The organism is Paractinoplanes atraurantiacus (genome assembly GCF_900215205.1).
GTDB classification, from domain to species: domain Bacteria; phylum Actinomycetota; class Actinomycetes; order Mycobacteriales; family Micromonosporaceae; genus Actinoplanes; species Actinoplanes atraurantiacus.
In genome coordinates, this window is the sequence record NZ_OBDY01000015.1 from 49261 (window position 1) to 65846 (window position 16586).

Consider the following 16586-nt stretch of genomic DNA (forward strand, 5'->3'; position numbering starts at 1 on the left):
AACGACTGCTATCTCATCGGCGGCGATCGCTGTGGTCGCCGTCACTGGTTGACGAACATTAATGCAAGCGGTTGCACTCGTGTCAATGTCTTTGTGTTGCAGGCAGATGACGAACGGATACTGAGAAGGCGCTCTTAAGCGGACAAATACCCACGGGTCGTTGACGACCCGGTATCGATCTGTCTAACTTCCCTGCAAACCTTTGCTGCCCGGGAGGACTCCCGAATGAGACGCTTCGCCGTCGTCGGCGCCGGCTCGCGCGCCGAGATGTTCATCAGAGCGATCACCGCGGAACCCCACGCCGAGCTCGTCGCGCTGGCCGACGTCAACCAGTCGCGCATGGACGCGCACAACGGCTGGCTCGACAGCCCCGTACCCACCTATCAGGCCGCCGACCTGGCCGCCATGCTGGCCAAGGAGCGCGTCGACGAGCTGATCGTGACCAGCGTCGACAGCACACACGCCGGGCACATCGTCACCGCCCTCGAGGCCGGCTGCGACGTCATCACCGAGAAGCCGATGACCGTCGACGCGGAAAGCTGCGCCAAGATCCTCGACGCGGTGAAGAGGACGGGACAGAAGGTCCAGGTCGCCTTCAACTACCGCTTCAACCCGGTGCACGAGATGGTCCGCACGCTGCTCGCCCGCGGCGAGATCGGCGAGATCGGCTCGGTGCACTTCGAGTGGCTGCTCGACGTGCGGCACGGCGCCGACTACTTCCGCCGCTGGCACCGCGACAAGGCCAACTCGGGCGGTCTGCTCGTGCACAAGTCGGGCCACCACTTCGACCTCGTCAACTGGTGGCTGGGCGCCACACCGCAGGAGGTCTACGCCCAGGGCCGGCTCTTCTTCTACGGCGAGGACGGCCGCCGCCACGGCTACGCGCGTGAGTACGAGCGGTCGACCGGCAGCCCCGGCGCGGCCGGCGACCCGTTCGCGCTCGACCTGGCCGGCAACGACAAGCTCAAGGCGCTCTACCTCGACGCCGAGGGCGACGACGGCTATCTGCGCGACCGCAACGTCTTCGACCCCGGCATCACCATCGAGGACGACCTGGCCGTGCTGGTCCGCTACGACACCGGCGCCACCATGACCTATCACCTCACGGCGTACGCGCCCTGGGAGGGCTACCGCCTGATGGTCAACGGCAGCAAGGGCCGGCTCGAGCTCGAGGTGGTCGAGAGCGACCACGTCAGCCCGGCCGCCGCCGGCGAGGTCAAGCAGGGCGCCTCCCCCGAGGCGGGGTCGGTGACGCTGACCATCCGGCCGTTCTGGGCGCCGCCGTACGCGGTGGAGTTGCAGCCGCACAGCCGCGAGGGGCACGGCGGGGCCGACGCCCGGATGACCGGCGTGCTGCTGGGCGGCCGCACCGACCCGATGCACCGCTCCGCGACCGCCCGGGACGGCGCGCTGGCGCTGCTCACCGGCCTGGCCGCGAACCGCAGCCTGCAGCAGTCGGCCCCGGTGAAGGTGGCCGGCCTGCTCGGAGAGGGAGTTACCGCGTGACCGACCCCGTTTTCGCCATCGACCCGGCGCAGGCCGGCATCGCCCGCGAGCTGTACGCGGCCGCGCGCGACCTGCCGCTGCTCAGCCCGCACGGGCACGTCGATCCGGGCCTGCTGGCCGACGACGAGTCGTTCGGAGACCCGGCCCGGCTGCTGATCGTGCCCGACCACTACGTGACGCGGATGCTGCTGAGCCAGGGCATCCCACCCGACCGGCTGGGCGTGCCGCGCCGCGACGGCGGTCCGGTCGAGACCGACGGCCGGGTCATCTGGCGGCTGCTCGCGGACAACTGGCATCTGTTCCGGGGTACGCCGTCACGGCTGTGGCTGGAGCAGACGTTCAGCACCGTCTTCGGCGTGGAGAAAAAGCTCAGCGCCGAGACGGCCGACGAGATGTACGACGAGATCGCCGCCCGCCTGGCCGAGCCGGCGTTCCGGCCGCGGGCCCTGTTCGAGCGCTTCGGCATCGAGGTGCTGGCCACCACCGAGTTCCCGACCGACGACCTGAGCCGGCACGCCAAGCTGGCCGCCGACGGCTGGGGCGGGCCGGGCGGACGGGTCATCAGCACGTTCCGGCCGGACAACGTGGTCGACCTCGACCGCGACGACTGGGCCGAGGCGGTGGCCCGGATGGGCGAGCTGGCCGGCGAGGACACCGGCACATACGCGGGCTTTCTCGAGGCCCTGCGCCGGCGCCGGGGGGCGTTCATCGAGGCCGGTACGACCTCGTCCGACCACGGGCACCCGACGGCGCGGACGGTCGCCCTCTCCCCCGCCGACGCCGCCGCCCTCTATGACCGGGCGCTGCACGGCGAGGCGACCGCGGCGGACGCGGAGGCCTTCCGCGGGCACATGCTGCTGGAGTTCGCACGGATGTCGCTCGACGACGGTCTGGTCATGCAGCTGCACCCCGGGGCCGTCCGCAACCACAACAAGCGGCTGTTCGCGGCGCATGGGGCCGACGTGGGCGGGGACATCCCGCAGGCCACGTCCTATGTGGATGCGCTTCGGCCGCTCCTGGACGCGTACGGCATGGAACCGAATTTGACAGTGGTTTTGTACACCCTCGACGAGCAGGCGTTCAGCCGGGAGCTCGCGCCGCTGGCCGGCGGCTATCCGGCGCTGTTCCTGGGCGCGCCCTGGTGGTTCCTCGACACGCCGGGCGCGATGCTGCGCTTCCGTGAGGCGGTGACCGACTCGGCCGGCTTCTACAACACGGCCGGCTTCGTCGACGACACGCGCGCCTTCTGCTCGATCCCGGTCCGCCACGACATCGCCCGCCGGGTCGACGCCGCCTATCTCGCGTCGCTGGTCGTGCAGGACCGGCTGCCGCTCGACGAGGCCGCCGCCACGATGGCCGACCTCGCGTACCACCTCCCCAAGCGCATCTTCAAGATCGGCAGGACCGCATGATCACTGACGTACGGGTCCACGACGTCCGCTTCCCGACCGCGGCCGCCGGCGACGGCTCCGACTCCATCAACAAGGGCGACTACTCCGCCACCTACGTCGAGCTGCTCACCGACGGACCTCACACGGGCACCGGATTCACCTTCACCAACGGCCGGGGCAACGAGATAACCGCGGCTTGTGTACGGGCGCTGGCGCCGGCCGTCCTGTCCATGGGCGAGGATCCCCTGGAGTTCCTCCGGTCCCTCACGGCCGACGTCCAACTGCGGTGGATCGGGCCCGAGAAGGGCGCCCTGCACATGGCGACCGGCGCCCTCGTCAACGCGGTCTGGGACCTGCGGGCCAAGACCGAGGGCAAGCCGATGTGGCAGCTGCTGGCCGAGATGCCCACCGCCGATCTGGTCGCCTGCGTCGACTTCCGGCACATCGACGACGCGCTCACCCCCGGCGAGGCCGCCGCCATCCTCGACAAGGGCCGCGACGGCATGGCCGACCGGCTGGCCCGGCTGCGCTCGGAGGGCTTCCCCTCGTACACCACCAGCGTCGGCTGGCTCGGCTATCCCGACGACAAGGTGCGGCAGCTGACCCGCACCGCGTACGCCGAAGGCTGGCGGGCCATGAAGATGAAGGTCGGCGGGCCGATCGAGGACGACGTACGCCGGGCCCGGATCATCCGCGGCGAGATCGGGCCGGACGCGCTGCTCATGATGGACGCCAACCAGATCTGGGGCGTCGACGAGGCGATCGCCAACATGGCCCGGCTGGCCGAGTTCGACCCGTACTGGATCGAGGAGCCGACCCACCCGGACGACGTGCTCGGCCACGCCCGCATCCAGCGGGCGGTCACGCCGGTCCGGGTCGCCACCGGCGAGGTGGCGGCCAACCGGGTCATCTTCAAGCAGCTGCTGCAGGCCGAGGCGATCGGCGTCATGCAGATCGACGCGTGCCGGGTCGCCGGCATCCCCGAGGTGCTGGCCGAGCTGCTGCTGGCGGCCAAGTTCGGCGTGCCGGTCTGCCCGCACGCGGGCGGGGTCGGCCTCTGTGAGCTGGTCCAGCACCTGGCGATCTTCGACTACCTGCGGGTGGGCACGTCGCTGGAGGGCCGCATGGTCGAATACGTGGACCATCTCCACGAGCACTTCACCGACCCCGTACAAACTCGGAACGGCCGTTATCTCGTGCCCGAGAAGCCCGGCTACAGCTCCGACCTGAAGCCCGAGTCGATCGCCGAGTTCTCCTTCCCGCAGGGGCCGGCATGGAACTGAGCCGAGCCTCCCTGCCCGCGCCCGGCATCGTCCACCTCGGACTCGGCGCCTTCTTCCGGGCCCACCAGGCCGTCTACACCGAGGACGCGCTGGCCGCGGCCGGCGGCGACTGGGGCATCGTCGGCGTCGCCCCGCGCTCGCGCACCATCGTCGACGCGCTGCGCGCCCAGGACTGCCTCTACAGCGTCACCACGCTCGGCCCGTCCGGCACCAGCACCCGGGTGATCAGCGCGCTGTCCGGCGCGATACCGGCCTCGGCCGACCCGGCGGCGGTGGTGGCGCTGCTGGCCGACCCGGCGATCCGGGTGGTCACGCTGACCGTCACCGAGAAGGGTTACAAGCTCGACCCGGCCACCGGGCGGCTGCTGCTCGACGACGACCTGCGGGCCGACCTGGAGGCGGACCGGGCGCCGCGGACCGTGCCCGGCCTGCTGATCCGTGGGCTGGCCGCGCGGCGCCGGGCCGACGCGGGGCCGATCGCCCTGATGAGCTGCGACAACCTGCCGTCCAACGGCCACCGGCTGCGCGGGCTGGTGCACCACCTGGCGGCGGCGACCGGAACGGCCGAGTGGGTGGCGGCCAACGTGACCTTCCCGTCGACGATGGTCGACCGGATCGTCCCGGCCAGCACGGCCGAGACGTACGCGATCGCGGAGCGGGCCCTGGGCGTGCGGGACAACGCGGCGGTCAGCGGCGAGCCGTACCGGCAATGGGTCATCGAGGACGACTTCCCGGCCGGGCGCCCGGCCTGGGACCAGGCCGGGGCGGTGCTGACCGGCGACGCGCAGCCCTGGGAGCGGCTGAAGATCCGCACGCTCAACGGCGTGCACTCGGCCATCGCCTATCTGGGCGCGCTCGCGGGCCGGGAGACCATCGCGGCCTCCCTTCAGATGCCGGGCATGCTCCCGGCCATGCGGCACTTCATCGCCGACGACATCACCCCGTGCCTGTCGCCGCCGCCCGGGGTCGACACCTCGGCGTACGGGGAAGAGGTCTTGACCCGCTTCGAGAATCCGGCCATCGCCTATCGCACGTTGCAGGTGGCGGGGGACGGCTCGCAGAAGCTGCCGCAGCGGGTGCTGCACACCATCCAGGACTGCCGCAAGGCCGGCTCGATGCCGCGCTGGGGCGCGCTGGTGGTCGCCGCGTGGATGCGCTTCGTGCAGGGCACCGCGGACGACGGCCGCGAGCTGCCCCTGGACGACCCCCTCGCCGACCGGATCCGGGCGCGGCTCGCCGCCACCGGCTCGTCTCCTTCCGAGGTGGTCGACGCGCTGCTGGGACTGGACACCGTCTTCGCCGCCGACCTGGCCGGGGATTCCGAGCTGCGCGCCGAGATCGTCACATGGCTCACGGCCCTGACGAAACACGGCGTCTCGGACACGCTGACCGGTGTGCGATGAAGGTCGCTCTCGTCGGCGCCAACGGTCATGGGGCTTGGCATCGCCGAAACATTTCCGAGAAATCGGATTTGCTATTTGTGGGCATGGCCGATCCCCAGCCGGTCTCTTCGCCGGAGGCGCCGGTCTTCACCGACCACCGCACGCTCCTGTCGGCGACCCGGCCCGACGTGGTGGTGATCTGCACGCCGCCGCCGACGCACCTGCCGATCGCCCTGGACGCGCTGTCGTACGGCTGTGACCTGCTCCTGGAGAAACCGCCGGTGCTATCGCTGGCCGACCATGTCACGCTCACCGATGCCCTGACGGCGTCCGGGCGCGTCTGTCAGGTCGGCTTCCAGGCTCTGGGCTCGGCCGCGTGGTCCCGTTTTCGCGACGCTCTGCCCACCCCGCTGACCGGCATCAGCGCGGTGGCGTCGTGGAAACGCGACGACACCTACTACGCCCGCGCGTCGTGGGCGGGCCGCCGGGGCGTCGACGGGGCACTGGTCAACCCGCTGGCTCACGCCGTCATGCAGGCCCTGGCCACCGGCACCGCGGCCGGCGCCGGCCGGCCCCGGCAGCTGGCGGTGGAGCGCTACCGCACCCGCGAGATCGAGGTGGACGACACCGCTTTCGCCCGCATCACCTTCGACACCGGCCTGCAGTTGCTGGTGGCCGTCACGCTGGCCGGCGAGGACTTCATCGCGGGCGAGATCGAGGCGCGGGGCCCCGGCGGCCGGGCCCTCCTGGAGTACCCGACCGACCGCCTGGCCCTGCCCGGCGCGGCCACCCTGGCTTCGGTGCCGGGCCGGGCCGACCTGCTCACCAACCTGATCAATCACCGGGCCGACGGCAAACCGCTGCTGGTCCCCCTGTCGGCCACCGCCGACTTCACCGCGGTGCTGGAAACCTTGGCCGGCGCCCCTCTCCCCCACTTGCTCAGCGGCGACACGGTGGCCGTCGACGGCCCGCACCGCACGATCCCCGGCATCAACGAGGTGCTGGTGAAGGCCGCCGCCACCCTGTCCCTGCCGTCAGAGCTCGGCCTGTCCTGGGCGGTCCCGCCCTACCGCCGCCGCCTGCCCAGCTGAGCCGAAAGCGTCGAACAGCCGCCAAGTGCCGTTCCGGGAGCCGGCCCACGACCTCGCTCGGGTCGAGCTCCGCCGGTTCCTCCGAGTGGGGTTCGAGGCCGGCGCTCACGGGGTGCTTGTCGTGGGAGCCCAGGCGGACGTGCGCCCAAAGGTAGAGGTTCCGGCTGACGCGCTCGGGTTCGTGGGCGGCCGTCGGCAGCTGAGGTACACGTTTGCGGCCCGTCGCGTCCAGCCGGCAGGGAACCTCGAACGCGGTCTCCCACTGCTGGACGGCGGCCCCGAAGCGCTGCTCGGCCTCCGCTCGGGAGAACTGTCTGCTGCTCAGCTGACGGCGTCCGCCGGCTCGGGCTCCGCGGCCGTCTCCTCTTCGAGAACCGGGGAGGCGGTGAGGAGCTCGACCTCCCAGTGCTCGGTCAGGCCCTCGGTCTCCTCGTCGGCCTCGAGGTAGCTGCGGACGCGGACGCCCAGGCCGAGCTGGTTGGCGGCGCGCAGGTGCTCGGTCACCTCGTCGATGCTGGTCAGGTAGTGGGTGGCGATGAGGTCGGGCTGCACGGTGGTCTCGTCAAGGTCGGTCACGGCACCCAGGTTAATCGCCCAAGGTCCGGCGCAGCCGAAGGCCCGGGGGCTTGCGGACGAAGGTGCGCAGAGCTACGAGGTCACCACGGTCGAAGCCGAGGATGCGGACCTCCCGGCCGCCGGCGGCGCCGGGGATCTCCAGGGGACCCTCGCCGCCGCCCAGGTCGGTTGTGCAGCGGGGGCGGCCGTCGACCACGACGTCGGCCCGGTCGACGCCCAACACCGTGAAGGCGGCGGTCAGGCGGCCGTCCACCTCGTTCAGCTCGACGTCGAAGCGGCGCCGCGGCAACTCGTCGAGCAGCTTGACCGCCTCGGCGAACAGGTCGGCGTCGTCCTCCAGCAGGTCGCGGCGGGTCGGGCGGTGCAGGGTGCGGGGCACGACGCCGTAGTCCTCGAGCGGGGTGCCGGCGTTCGGGCCGACCCGCAGCACACGGCGGATCACCAGGGACAGGTTGGCGCCGTGCGGCAGCTCGCGATAGGGCGAGTCGGCCGCGTCGGGCAGCCGGGCCAGCAGGTCGCCGAGCTGCCAGATGTTGCCGCCGCCGGCGCCGGTGTTGTTGTCGACGCCGAGGACCAGGCCGATGCCGTTGTCCTGGAAGCCGGCCGCGAAGATGTCGGCCGCCGAGTAGCAGCGGGCGTCGGTGAGCAGCACGATCGGGCCGAAATACGACTGCGGGACGACCTCCAGCATGTCGCGGCCGGTGAGCGGGATGCCGGCCGAGTAGAGGGCGCCCGAGTCGATCGCCTGGTCGAGCGACTTGCGCCAGGGCGCCAGCTGGTCGTTCACCCGGGCGATGCGCAGGTTGAGCGGGGTGGCCGCGAACTGGGCCGGCTCCGGCTCGACCGGGCGGGCCACCAGCGCCTGCAGGCACATCTCGGAGGCGAGGACGGCGCCGCCGCCGTTGCCGCGGATGTCGAGCACCAGGCCGTCGGCGGGCAGGAGGCCGAGCAGCCGGATGAACTCGCGGACGAAGCCGAGCACGCCGCTGCCGGTCGGCAGGAAGGTGCGCAGGCGCAGATGCCCGACGACCCGGTCGCCGACCGGCACCCGGCGCGCCTCGAAGATGGTCGGCGTCTCGGAGGGAATCCCCGGACCGGTCGGGTCGCCGGCCAGCGCTTCCGGCGCGAACAGGGCGGCACGCAGCCAGGCCAGCTGGGCGCCCTCGGCGTCGACGCCGAGCGGGGTGTCGATCGAGGAGACCGGCCCTTCGGCGGTGGTGGCGATCGGCACCACGGTCCACACCTGACGTGTCTCGCGAACCTGGCCGTCCCGGCCGACGTACCGGATGATGATCCAGTCCTCGTCGGGCGGCGGCCCGAAAGCGAGCGAGCGCACGGTGAACATGCTGACCGCGCGGGCATGCCGCGCCTCCGGGTTGGCGCCCGGCAGGCACTGGGCGAACCGTTCGACGGCGCGATGGATGGGCACGCCGTTCCAGTGGGTGACCTCGACCCCGAAGCCGAACGCGTCGTCGCCGAGGTCGGCTTTCATCCGCCCGACCAGGTAACGGTGCCGGCCGTCCTCCACGAACTCTTTCAACAGGAACGGGAGGTACGCCCCGGCGCCGTTGAACGGCTCGGGCAGGGTGTACCGGGTGTGCAGGTCACGCAGCGAGTTGAAGATCTCGATGAGCTCCTCGTGCAGCCGCCACTCGCGCCCCGGATCGTCCTCCTGCCGGGCCAGCCGCTGGTCGAGGAGCCGGAGCCGCTGCAACGGGTTGATGCCGTAGCGGGCCACCTTGAACGCCAGCAGCGCGTAGTTGTGCTCGAGGAGGAGCAGCGCCTGCCGCACGATGAGCCGCCGCTCGTCGAGCGTGAGCCGCCCGACCTCACTGGTCGCGAGGAACTCCGGCAGCGACACGGTCGCCGCCAGGGCGCTGTCCGCCTGTGTCATCGCCCCAGCGTAGGGCCGGTGCGACCGCTAAGATCCTGTCCGATCAACGACCCTGGGGGCTGACGTGTTCGCCGATCGCCACGATTGCGTCGCCGCCGGCCTGGGTTGCACCCGCCGCCTCGACCGGCCGTGCCGGGCTCCCGAGATCTGCTTGCAGTTCCCGCGGGGCGAGGGCGGCCGCGAGGGCCCGGTGCCGGGCGGCTGCGACACGTTCACCGACGGCCGGGGATTCTGGGTCCGCTTCACCGCCGACAACCGCCATCGGGCCGTCTTCTCCGACGGGCGGTTGCGGATCGACGACAGACCGGTCGGCGAGGACCAGACCATGGAGCCGTACGGGTGGTGGCTGGGCAACCGCTTCTACGTCGTGCAGGCCGACGGCCCGGACGACCACCCGGCCCAGGAATACACGATGGGGTATCTGGTCACCACCATCAACTCGGTGGTCGTCTACGACGCGGACCGCGCGATCGAGCACGTCCTCGACCCCGCGCCCGATGAGCAGTGGACCGACCCGCGCGTCGACCTGGTGGACGGCGCTCTGCACGTACGTCCGCGCCCCGCGGCCCCGCCCGACCGTGTCATCCCCCTTGCGCGCCCCTGAGAGCATTCGTGCGATGCGGGGCTACTTGATCATCGCGATGTCCGTGCTGCTGGCCGGCCTGCTGGCCCTGCACCGCTGGGTGCCCGGCTTCGGCCTGCGCCTGGGCAGCCTGCTGGAGACCTTCCTGCCGTGGCTGGGCCTGGCCGTCCCCGTGCTGGCCGCCCTGGCGTGGTGGCGCCGCCCCCGGCTCGCGCTCCCCGCCGTACTGCTGCCCCTGATCGCCTGGTTCGCCGTCTTCGGCGGTTACCTCGTGCCGGCGGGTGATCGATCAGCCGGCCTGATCGCCGTCCAGCACAATGCGAGCGACGAGAACCTCGACCCCTCCGGCACGGCCCGGGCCCTGATGGAGGCCAACCCCGACTTCATCGCCCTCGAGGAGGTCACGTTCCCGGCGGTCACCGACTACGAGACCACGTTCGCCGCCGCCTATCCCCATCACAGCGTCCAGGGCACGGTCGCCCTGTGGTCCCGCTATCCGCTGACCGAGGCGGCCCCGGCCGACATCCGCCCCGCCAGCTTCGGTCCCGACTGGAACCGGGGCCTGCGAGCCGTCGCACAGACCCCGCACGGTCCCGTCGCCGTCTACGTGGCCCACCTGCCGTCGATCCGCATCGGCGTTTCCGGCCTCGAGTCCGCCGCTCGCGACGAGAGCGCCATCAAGCTGGGCGCTCTGCTGAAAGCCGAGCCGCTGCCCCGGGTGATCGTCCTGGGCGACCTCAACAGCACGGTCCAGGACCGCGGCCTCGCCCCCGTCCTGGACCACGTGACGACCTCCCGGGACTTCGCCTTCAGTTGGCCGGCCCGCTTTCCCGTGGCCCGCATCGACCAGATCCTCGCCCGCGGCCTGACCGTCACCGACCTGCACACCTTGCCGAGAACGGGAAGCGACCACTTGCCGATCGCCGCCCGGATGCTGTCATAGAGCTCATGCCCGTCGCGCGCCTCATCTGCTTGACCGCCCTGATCCTCGGCCTGGCCGGCTGCTCCGCCGACGAGCCGGCTCGCCTGGTCACCTGCGTGGACGAGGAGGCCCACGCGAAGACCGCGGCCGCACCCGCCGAGACCGACGTGACCATCGGCCCGATCACCTGGCCGGGCCTGAAGACCTGGGCGACCGCCGACCCGGAGGACTTCGCCGACACCTACAAGATCGGCCTGGTCATCAGGGCCGGCACGACCGCCACGGTCTCCATCGCCGACCCGGACCGGGACGCCCTCCGCCTCGAGTACGGCCAGCAGGCCGGCTACGCCGCCGCGGAGTCCATCACCTTCGAGGCCTGCGAAGACTTCGACACCGTCTACTTCGGCGGCTTCGAAGTCCCCGACCACAAATGCGTCCCCATCAAGGTCGAAGAGCAGGGCCGGCCAGCGACCAGGGCAACCGTCTCGTTCTTCGCGGGGACCTGCGCCCGACTAGGGCGACCAGGTGCTCTCGCGGAGGATCAGCTCGGCCGGGACGTGTTCGGTGCGTGGGGTGCCGTCGGCGGCCGGGTCGAGGGCCAGGGTCATGGCTCGCTCGCCCAATTCGGTCAACGGCAGGCGGACCGAGGTCAGGGCGGGGGTCACGTCGCGGGCGATCGGCATGTCGTCGAAGCCGATGACGCTCAGGCGGCGGCCGGCCGCGCGCATGGCGGCCAGGGCGCCCACGGCCATCGAGTCGTTCAGGGCGGCGATCGCCGTCACGGAAGGATCCTCGGCCAGCAGCTTGGCCGTGATGGCCTCGCCGCCGTCGCGGGTGAAGTCGGAATGGGTCACGTGGATCGTGGCGCCCTGCTCGGTGGCGGCCCGGTGCAGGCCGGCCAGGCGGTCGACCGTCGTGGTCAGCGACGGCGGGCCGGCGATGGCGGCGATCGCCCTGTGGCCCAGCTCGAACAGGTGGCGGCCGGCCAGGTAGCCGCCCTCCTCGTTGTCGGGCAGGACCGCGTCGCCGGGGTGCTGGTGGCGGCCGATCACGGCGATGCGGCCGCCGGTGGCCTCGAAGGCGCGCATGCGGTCGTCCAGCTCTGAGGCCGCCGTGCTGTCCAGGTAGCCCGAGCCGGCGATCACGATGGCCGCCACCTGGTGGGCGTGGAGCAGGTCGATGTATTCCATCTCGCGGCCGGGGTCGCGGAAGCTGTTGCAGATGATGACCAGGCGGCCGTTGGCCGTGGCCACGCGCTGCAGGCCCCGGGTGATCTCGGCGAAGTACGGGTCGGAGACGTCGTGGACGATCACGCCCACCGCGTTCCGGTTCGACCTGGCCAGCATCTGGGCGTGCGCGTTGGGCACGTAGCGCAGCTCGGCCACCGCGGCCAGGACGCGGGCGCGCAGCTCCTCGGTGACCGGTTTCGGACTGCCGTTGATGATGCGGGACGCGGTCGCGGTGGACACTCCGGCGTGGCGTGCGACATCGGCCAGGGTCGCCATAAGCCTCCTCACGTCACGACGGCACCGACAGTTGCCCGGAGGATACCGCCCGCGCTCTTGCCCGCTCGGCAGCACGCCGAGTACGGTCTCAGGAAAGCGCTTACCTCAGGACTTTTCAAGGCCCCGGAGGCAACCAGCATGGATCGAACCACCATCGGCATCGTCATGAACGGCGTCACCGGCCGGATGGGCCTGCGGCAGCACCTGATCCGCTCGATCCTCGCGATCCGCGAGGACGGGGGTCTGCCGCTGCGCGACGGCACCGTGCTCTGGCCCGAGCCGATCCTCGCCGGGCGCAGCGAGGCCAAGCTCCGCGCCCTCGCCGACCGGCACGGTCTCACCCAGTGGACCACCGACGTGCCGGGCGCGCTCGCCCGGCCCGACGTCCACGTCTACTTCGACGCCCAGGTCACCAGCGCCCGGGTCAAGGCGCTGCGCCAGGCCATCGAGGCCGGCAAGCACATCTACACCGAGAAGCCGGTGGCCGAGAGCCTCGGCGAGGCGGTCGAGCTGGCCCGGTTCGCCGACGCGGCCGGCGTCAAGCACGGCGTGGTGCAGGACAAGCTGTTCCTGCCCGGCCTGCGCAAGCTCGCGCGGCTGGTGCAGGGCGGCTTCTTCGGGCGCATTCTCTCCGTACGCGGGGAATTCGGTTATTGGGTCTTCGAGGGTGACTGGCAGTCCGCGCAGCGGCCGTCGTGGAATTACCGGGCGGCGGACGGCGGCGGCATCACGCTCGACATGTTCCCGCATTGGCACTACGTGCTGGAGCAGATCTTCGGGCCGGTACGAGCCGTGACCGCCCGCTCGGTGACACACATCGACCGGCGCTGGGACGAGAGCGGTTCGCCGTACGACGCGACGGCCGACGACGCGGTCTACGGGCTGTTCGAGCTCGACGGCGGCATCATGGCCCAGATCAACAGCTCATGGGCGGTGCGGGTCAACCGCGACGAGCTCGTCGAGTTCCAGGTCGACGGCACGCACGGCAGCGCTGTCGCGGGCCTGCACCACTGCCGCGTGCAGCCGCGCGCGGCGACGCCCAAGCCGGTCTGGGACCCCGATGTGCCGACGGCGCAACGCTTCCGCGACCAGTGGCAGCAGGTGCCCGACAACGAGATCTTCGCCAACGGCTTCCGCGCGCAATGGGAGCAGTTCTTGTTGTACGTCGCCGAAGACGCCCCGTACACCGGCGATCTGTGGGCGGGCGCGCGCGGCGTCCAGGTGGCCGAGCTGGGCTTGCAGTCGTCGCGAGAAGGTCGCCGCTTGGAGATCCCGGAGCTCGACCGATGATCTTCAGCGGCTATGGTGAGCAATTCCGACTAAAGCGAAATTTCCGATCTCGCATCGCCTATGCGGCCGCACCAGTGACCGCGGATCCAAGCGCCGAGAACATTCCGGGCGCCCCGGCGGCCCTCGACTGGGACACCACGCTGCGCTTCCGGCACCACCTGTGGGACCACGGTTTCGGCGTTGCCGAGGCGATGGACACGGCACAGCGCGGAGCAGGCCTCGATTATCCGGCCACTCGCGAGTTGATCAGACGGAGTGCCGCCGAAGCAACCGGCCCCATCGTCGCCGGCGTTGGCACCGACCAGCTTCCGGCCGGCCCGGCCACCATCGACGACATCACCAAGGCGTACCTGGAACAGTTGAGCGACGTCCGCGAGGCCGGTGCCACCCCGGTCATCATGTGCTCCCGGCACCTCGCCGCGGCCGCCCGCGACGCCGACGACTACCGCCGTGTCTACGGCACGCTTCTGTCCCAATCGGACGATCCGGTCCTGCTGCACTGGCTCGGCGAGGCCTTCGACCCGCTGCTGGCCGGCTACTGGGGCGGCGACGACACGGTGCTCGACATCATCCAGGAGCACGCCGCGAAGGTCGAAGGCATCAAAATCTCGTTGCTGGACGCCGATTACGAGGTCGAGCTCCGCCGCCAACTTCCCGAGGGTGTACGCATGTACACCGGCGACGACTTCAACTACCCGTCCCTGATCCTCGGCGACGACCGGGGCCACTCCGAGGCCCTGCTCGGCGTGCTGGCCGTGATCGCCCCACCCGCCGCCGCGGCGTTCCGCGCGCTGGACGGGGGCGACGTCACCACGTACGAGCAAATCCTGGGTCCGACTTTGCCTTTGGCCCGGCACCTGTTCGCGGCGCCGACCTACCACTACAAGACCGGCATCGTCTTCCTCAACTGGCTGGCCGGCCACCAGGACCACTTCACGATGGTCAACGGCGCCCAGTCCGGACGCTCGCCGCGGCACCTGCTCGCGCTGATGCGGCTGGCCGACGAGGCCGGCATCCTGCCCGACGCCGACCTCGCCACCCATCGCGCCGGCGCGTGGCTCACGACTGTGGGGATGAGCCGATGAAGGGGTTCTCGCTCAATCAGGCCACCACGAAACGGTGGCCGCTGGAGGATCTGGTGGCCGGATGCGTCGCCGCCGACGTGGCCGCGGTCGGGCTCTGGCGGGAGGACGTGGCCGCGTACGGCCTCGAAAAAACCGCCAAGCTCATGCGAGACGCGGGTTTGACCGTGTCGTCGCTGTGCCGCAGCGGCTTCTTCCACGAGGCCGGCTGGTACGACGAGAACCGGCGCGCCATCGACGAGGCGGCCACGCTCGGCACCGACACGCTCGTGCTCGTCAGCGGCGGCCTGCCCGGCACCAGCCGCGACCTCGACGGCGCCCGGCGCCACGTCGGCGACGCGATCGGCGCGCTCGTGCCGGACGCCCGCAACGCCGGTGTGCGGCTGGCCATCGAGGCGCTGCACCCGATGTTCTGCTCCGACCGCTGCGTCGTTTCCACATTGGACCAGGCGCTGCAGTTGGCCGCGCCCTATCCGGTCGAGGCGGTCGGCGTCGTCATCGACACGTACCACCTGTGGTGGGACGACAAAGTGTGGCAGGGCATCGCCGACGCCGGCCCGCGCATCGCCGCCTTCCAGCTGGCCGACTGGATCACCCCGCTGCCCGAGGGCGTGCTGCTCGGCCGCGGCCTGCCCGGCACCGGATCGGTCGACATGCGCCGCTTCCACCGCGCGGTCGCCGACGCCGGCTACGACGGCTGGGTCGAGGTCGAGGTGTTCCACTCCGACGTGTGGTCGCGCCCCGGGGCCGAGGTCCTCGCCGAGGCGTACGAGGGATATCGGGCGGCCGTCTCGTGAATCTGTACGACTACGTGTCCGAGCCGGACCTGGACATCCGGCTCGGCCCCCGCCCGTACCTGCATCCGGTCCGCACGCTGAAGGGCACGGTCGTCACCGACACGCTGCCGTTCGACCACCCGTGGCATCTCGGCGCCTCCCTCACCGTCGCCGACGTCAACGGCTGGAACCTGTGGGGCGGCCGCACTTTCGTCCGCGGCGAGGGCTACGTCTGGCGCGAGGACCACGGCCGCATCCGCCATACGTCCCCGGAGGACCTGGTCTGGGAGGACGGCGAGGGCCGCACGCTTTTGACCGAACGCCGGCGGATTGCCGCGACTCCCTCATCTGGCGGTTGGGAGCTTTCTTTCTCGTACGCCTTGACGGCCCCCTCCACCGTCACGTTGGGGAGTCCCGCCACGAACGGCCGCACCGGAGGCGCCGGCTACGGCGGCTTCTTCTGGCGCTGCCCGCCCGGCAAGGCTTTCGCCTCAGCCGAGAACGGCAGCGCCGACCCTTCGCTGACCCTGACCACCGACTCCTATCGCCTCACGTTCAGCGGCTTACGCGACGCCGACCGCTGGTTCCTGCGCACCGACGACTACATCGGCGTCTGCGCGGCCCTGGCCTTCACCGACCCCTTGGTCATCCCCGCCGGGGAGACCCTTCACCGCGACATTCGTGTACGCATAGAGGATGTCCACTGAGATCGTCTTCGAGACCCATTCCTGGAGCGAGGACAACGACCGGGGCCTGGCCACGGGCTGGCTCCCCGGCCGCCTGTCCCCCCGCGGCCGTTCACTGGCCGCCGAGCTGGGCGCCCGCCGCGGCGACGACGGCATAGCCGCGGTCTTCACCTCGGACCTGCGCCGCGCCGTGGAGACGGCCGAGATCGCCTTCGCCGGCAGCCCGATCCCGATCCTGCACGACTGGCGCCTTCGAGAGTGCGACTACGGCTCTTTGAACGGCACTCCAGCCGCCGACCTGCACAAGCAGAACCACATCGACGTCCCGTTCCCGGGCGGCGAGAGCTGGCGCCAGGCGGTGGAACGAGCCGGCCGCTTCCTGACCGACGTACCGACCCGCTGGAACAACACCCGCATCCTCGTCATAGGCCACGTGGCCACCCGCTGGGCCTTGGACCACCTGCTCGACGGCATCCCACTGGAGAAACTGGCCACCACCGACTTCAACTGGCGCGAAGGCTGGGAGTACCGACTCCAGCAAGAGAAACGCTGACCAGCCACCTTCCACGGCCCCTCGCCCCTCGCCCCTCGCCCCTCGCCCCTCGCCCCTCGCCCCTCG

General features: G+C 71.2%; 15 protein-coding genes. 12 read left to right on the plus strand and 3 right to left on the minus strand.

What is annotated here, in order from left to right; translation table 11 throughout:
- The first annotated feature begins 225 nt into the window (after positions 1-225).
- Genes CRP55_RS29045 through CRP55_RS29065 form a run of 5 tightly spaced genes read left to right on the plus strand, consistent with a single transcriptional unit; the run spans position 226 to position 6653 of the window.
- Positions 226-1506: a Gfo/Idh/MocA family protein gene (locus CRP55_RS29045; RefSeq protein ID WP_097323363.1), complete on the plus strand. Its 1281-nt coding sequence runs from the start codon at positions 226-228 to the stop codon at positions 1504-1506.
- Complete coding sequence (gene uxaC / locus CRP55_RS29050; protein ID WP_097323365.1) at positions 1503-2918, plus strand: glucuronate isomerase; 1416 nt, start codon at positions 1503-1505, stop codon at positions 2916-2918. The genes CRP55_RS29045 and uxaC overlap by 4 nt, the downstream gene beginning before the upstream one ends.
- Positions 2915-4180, plus strand: a complete 1266-nt coding sequence (locus tag CRP55_RS29055; protein WP_097323367.1) for an enolase C-terminal domain-like protein — start codon at positions 2915-2917, stop codon at positions 4178-4180. Before uxaC ends, CRP55_RS29055 begins: the two co-directional genes overlap by 4 nt.
- The gene (locus tag CRP55_RS29060) at positions 4171-5583 is read left to right on the plus strand and encodes a mannitol dehydrogenase family protein (protein ID WP_097323368.1); all 1413 of its coding nucleotides are present in this window, start codon (positions 4171-4173) and stop codon (positions 5581-5583) included. The genes CRP55_RS29055 and CRP55_RS29060 overlap by 10 nt, the downstream gene beginning before the upstream one ends.
- Positions 5580-6653, plus strand: a complete 1074-nt coding sequence (locus CRP55_RS29065) for a Gfo/Idh/MocA family protein (protein ID WP_097323370.1) — start codon at positions 5580-5582, stop codon at positions 6651-6653. Before CRP55_RS29060 ends, CRP55_RS29065 begins: the two co-directional genes overlap by 4 nt.
- A 321-nt stretch (positions 6654-6974) precedes the next feature.
- Here the strand turns inward: CRP55_RS29065 and CRP55_RS29070 are convergent, their stop codons facing one another.
- Both CRP55_RS29070 and CRP55_RS29075 read right to left on the minus strand, forming a co-directional pair.
- On the minus strand, positions 6975-7229 hold the full coding sequence (locus tag CRP55_RS29070) for a hypothetical protein (RefSeq protein ID WP_097323371.1): 255 nt from the start codon (positions 7227-7229) through the stop codon (positions 6975-6977).
- 10 nt (positions 7230-7239) lie between these two features.
- Positions 7240-9123 (minus strand): S41 family peptidase, encoded by a 1884-nt coding sequence (locus tag CRP55_RS29075; RefSeq protein WP_097323373.1) that lies wholly within the window; start codon positions 9121-9123, stop codon positions 7240-7242.
- A 64-nt stretch (positions 9124-9187) separates the two neighbouring features.
- Between CRP55_RS29075 and CRP55_RS29080 the strand changes: the two genes are divergently transcribed.
- Both CRP55_RS29080 and CRP55_RS29085 read left to right on the plus strand, forming a co-directional pair.
- Positions 9188-9727: a hypothetical protein gene (locus CRP55_RS29080; protein WP_097323374.1), complete on the plus strand. Its 540-nt coding sequence runs from the start codon at positions 9188-9190 to the stop codon at positions 9725-9727.
- A 13-nt stretch (positions 9728-9740) separates the two neighbouring features.
- A complete protein-coding gene (locus tag CRP55_RS29085) occupies positions 9741-10649 on the plus strand; it encodes an endonuclease/exonuclease/phosphatase family protein (RefSeq protein WP_097323376.1) in 909 nt (302 codons plus the stop codon).
- 491 nt (positions 10650-11140) lie between these two features.
- Here the strand turns inward: CRP55_RS29085 and CRP55_RS29090 are convergent, their stop codons facing one another.
- Positions 11141-12133: a LacI family DNA-binding transcriptional regulator gene (locus CRP55_RS29090; RefSeq protein ID WP_097323378.1), complete on the minus strand. Its 993-nt coding sequence runs from the start codon at positions 12131-12133 to the stop codon at positions 11141-11143.
- Between the two features lie 138 nt (positions 12134-12271).
- Here CRP55_RS29090 and CRP55_RS29095 point away from each other — a divergent pair, with 138 nt between their 5' ends.
- Genes CRP55_RS29095 through CRP55_RS29115 form a run of 5 tightly spaced genes read left to right on the plus strand, consistent with a single transcriptional unit; the run spans position 12272 to position 16520 of the window.
- The gene (locus CRP55_RS29095; RefSeq protein WP_097323380.1) at positions 12272-13423 is read left to right on the plus strand and encodes a Gfo/Idh/MocA family protein; all 1152 of its coding nucleotides are present in this window, start codon (positions 12272-12274) and stop codon (positions 13421-13423) included.
- Positions 13420-14508 (plus strand): DUF993 family protein, encoded by a 1089-nt coding sequence (locus tag CRP55_RS29100; protein WP_097323382.1) that lies wholly within the window; start codon positions 13420-13422, stop codon positions 14506-14508. The genes CRP55_RS29095 and CRP55_RS29100 overlap by 4 nt, the downstream gene beginning before the upstream one ends.
- Positions 14505-15302: a sugar phosphate isomerase/epimerase family protein gene (locus CRP55_RS29105; protein ID WP_097323384.1), complete on the plus strand. Its 798-nt coding sequence runs from the start codon at positions 14505-14507 to the stop codon at positions 15300-15302. The genes CRP55_RS29100 and CRP55_RS29105 overlap by 4 nt, the downstream gene beginning before the upstream one ends.
- Positions 15299-15988 carry a DUF6807 family protein gene (locus CRP55_RS29110; RefSeq protein WP_245923446.1) on the plus strand — a complete coding sequence of 230 codons (690 nt, stop codon included), beginning with the start codon at positions 15299-15301 and terminating at the stop codon, positions 15986-15988. The genes CRP55_RS29105 and CRP55_RS29110 overlap by 4 nt, the downstream gene beginning before the upstream one ends.
- Positions 15978-16520, plus strand: coding sequence for a histidine phosphatase family protein (locus CRP55_RS29115; RefSeq protein ID WP_097323386.1), 543 nt, complete (start codon positions 15978-15980; stop codon positions 16518-16520). The genes CRP55_RS29110 and CRP55_RS29115 overlap by 11 nt, the downstream gene beginning before the upstream one ends.
- Positions 16521-16586: the final 66 nt, after the last annotated feature.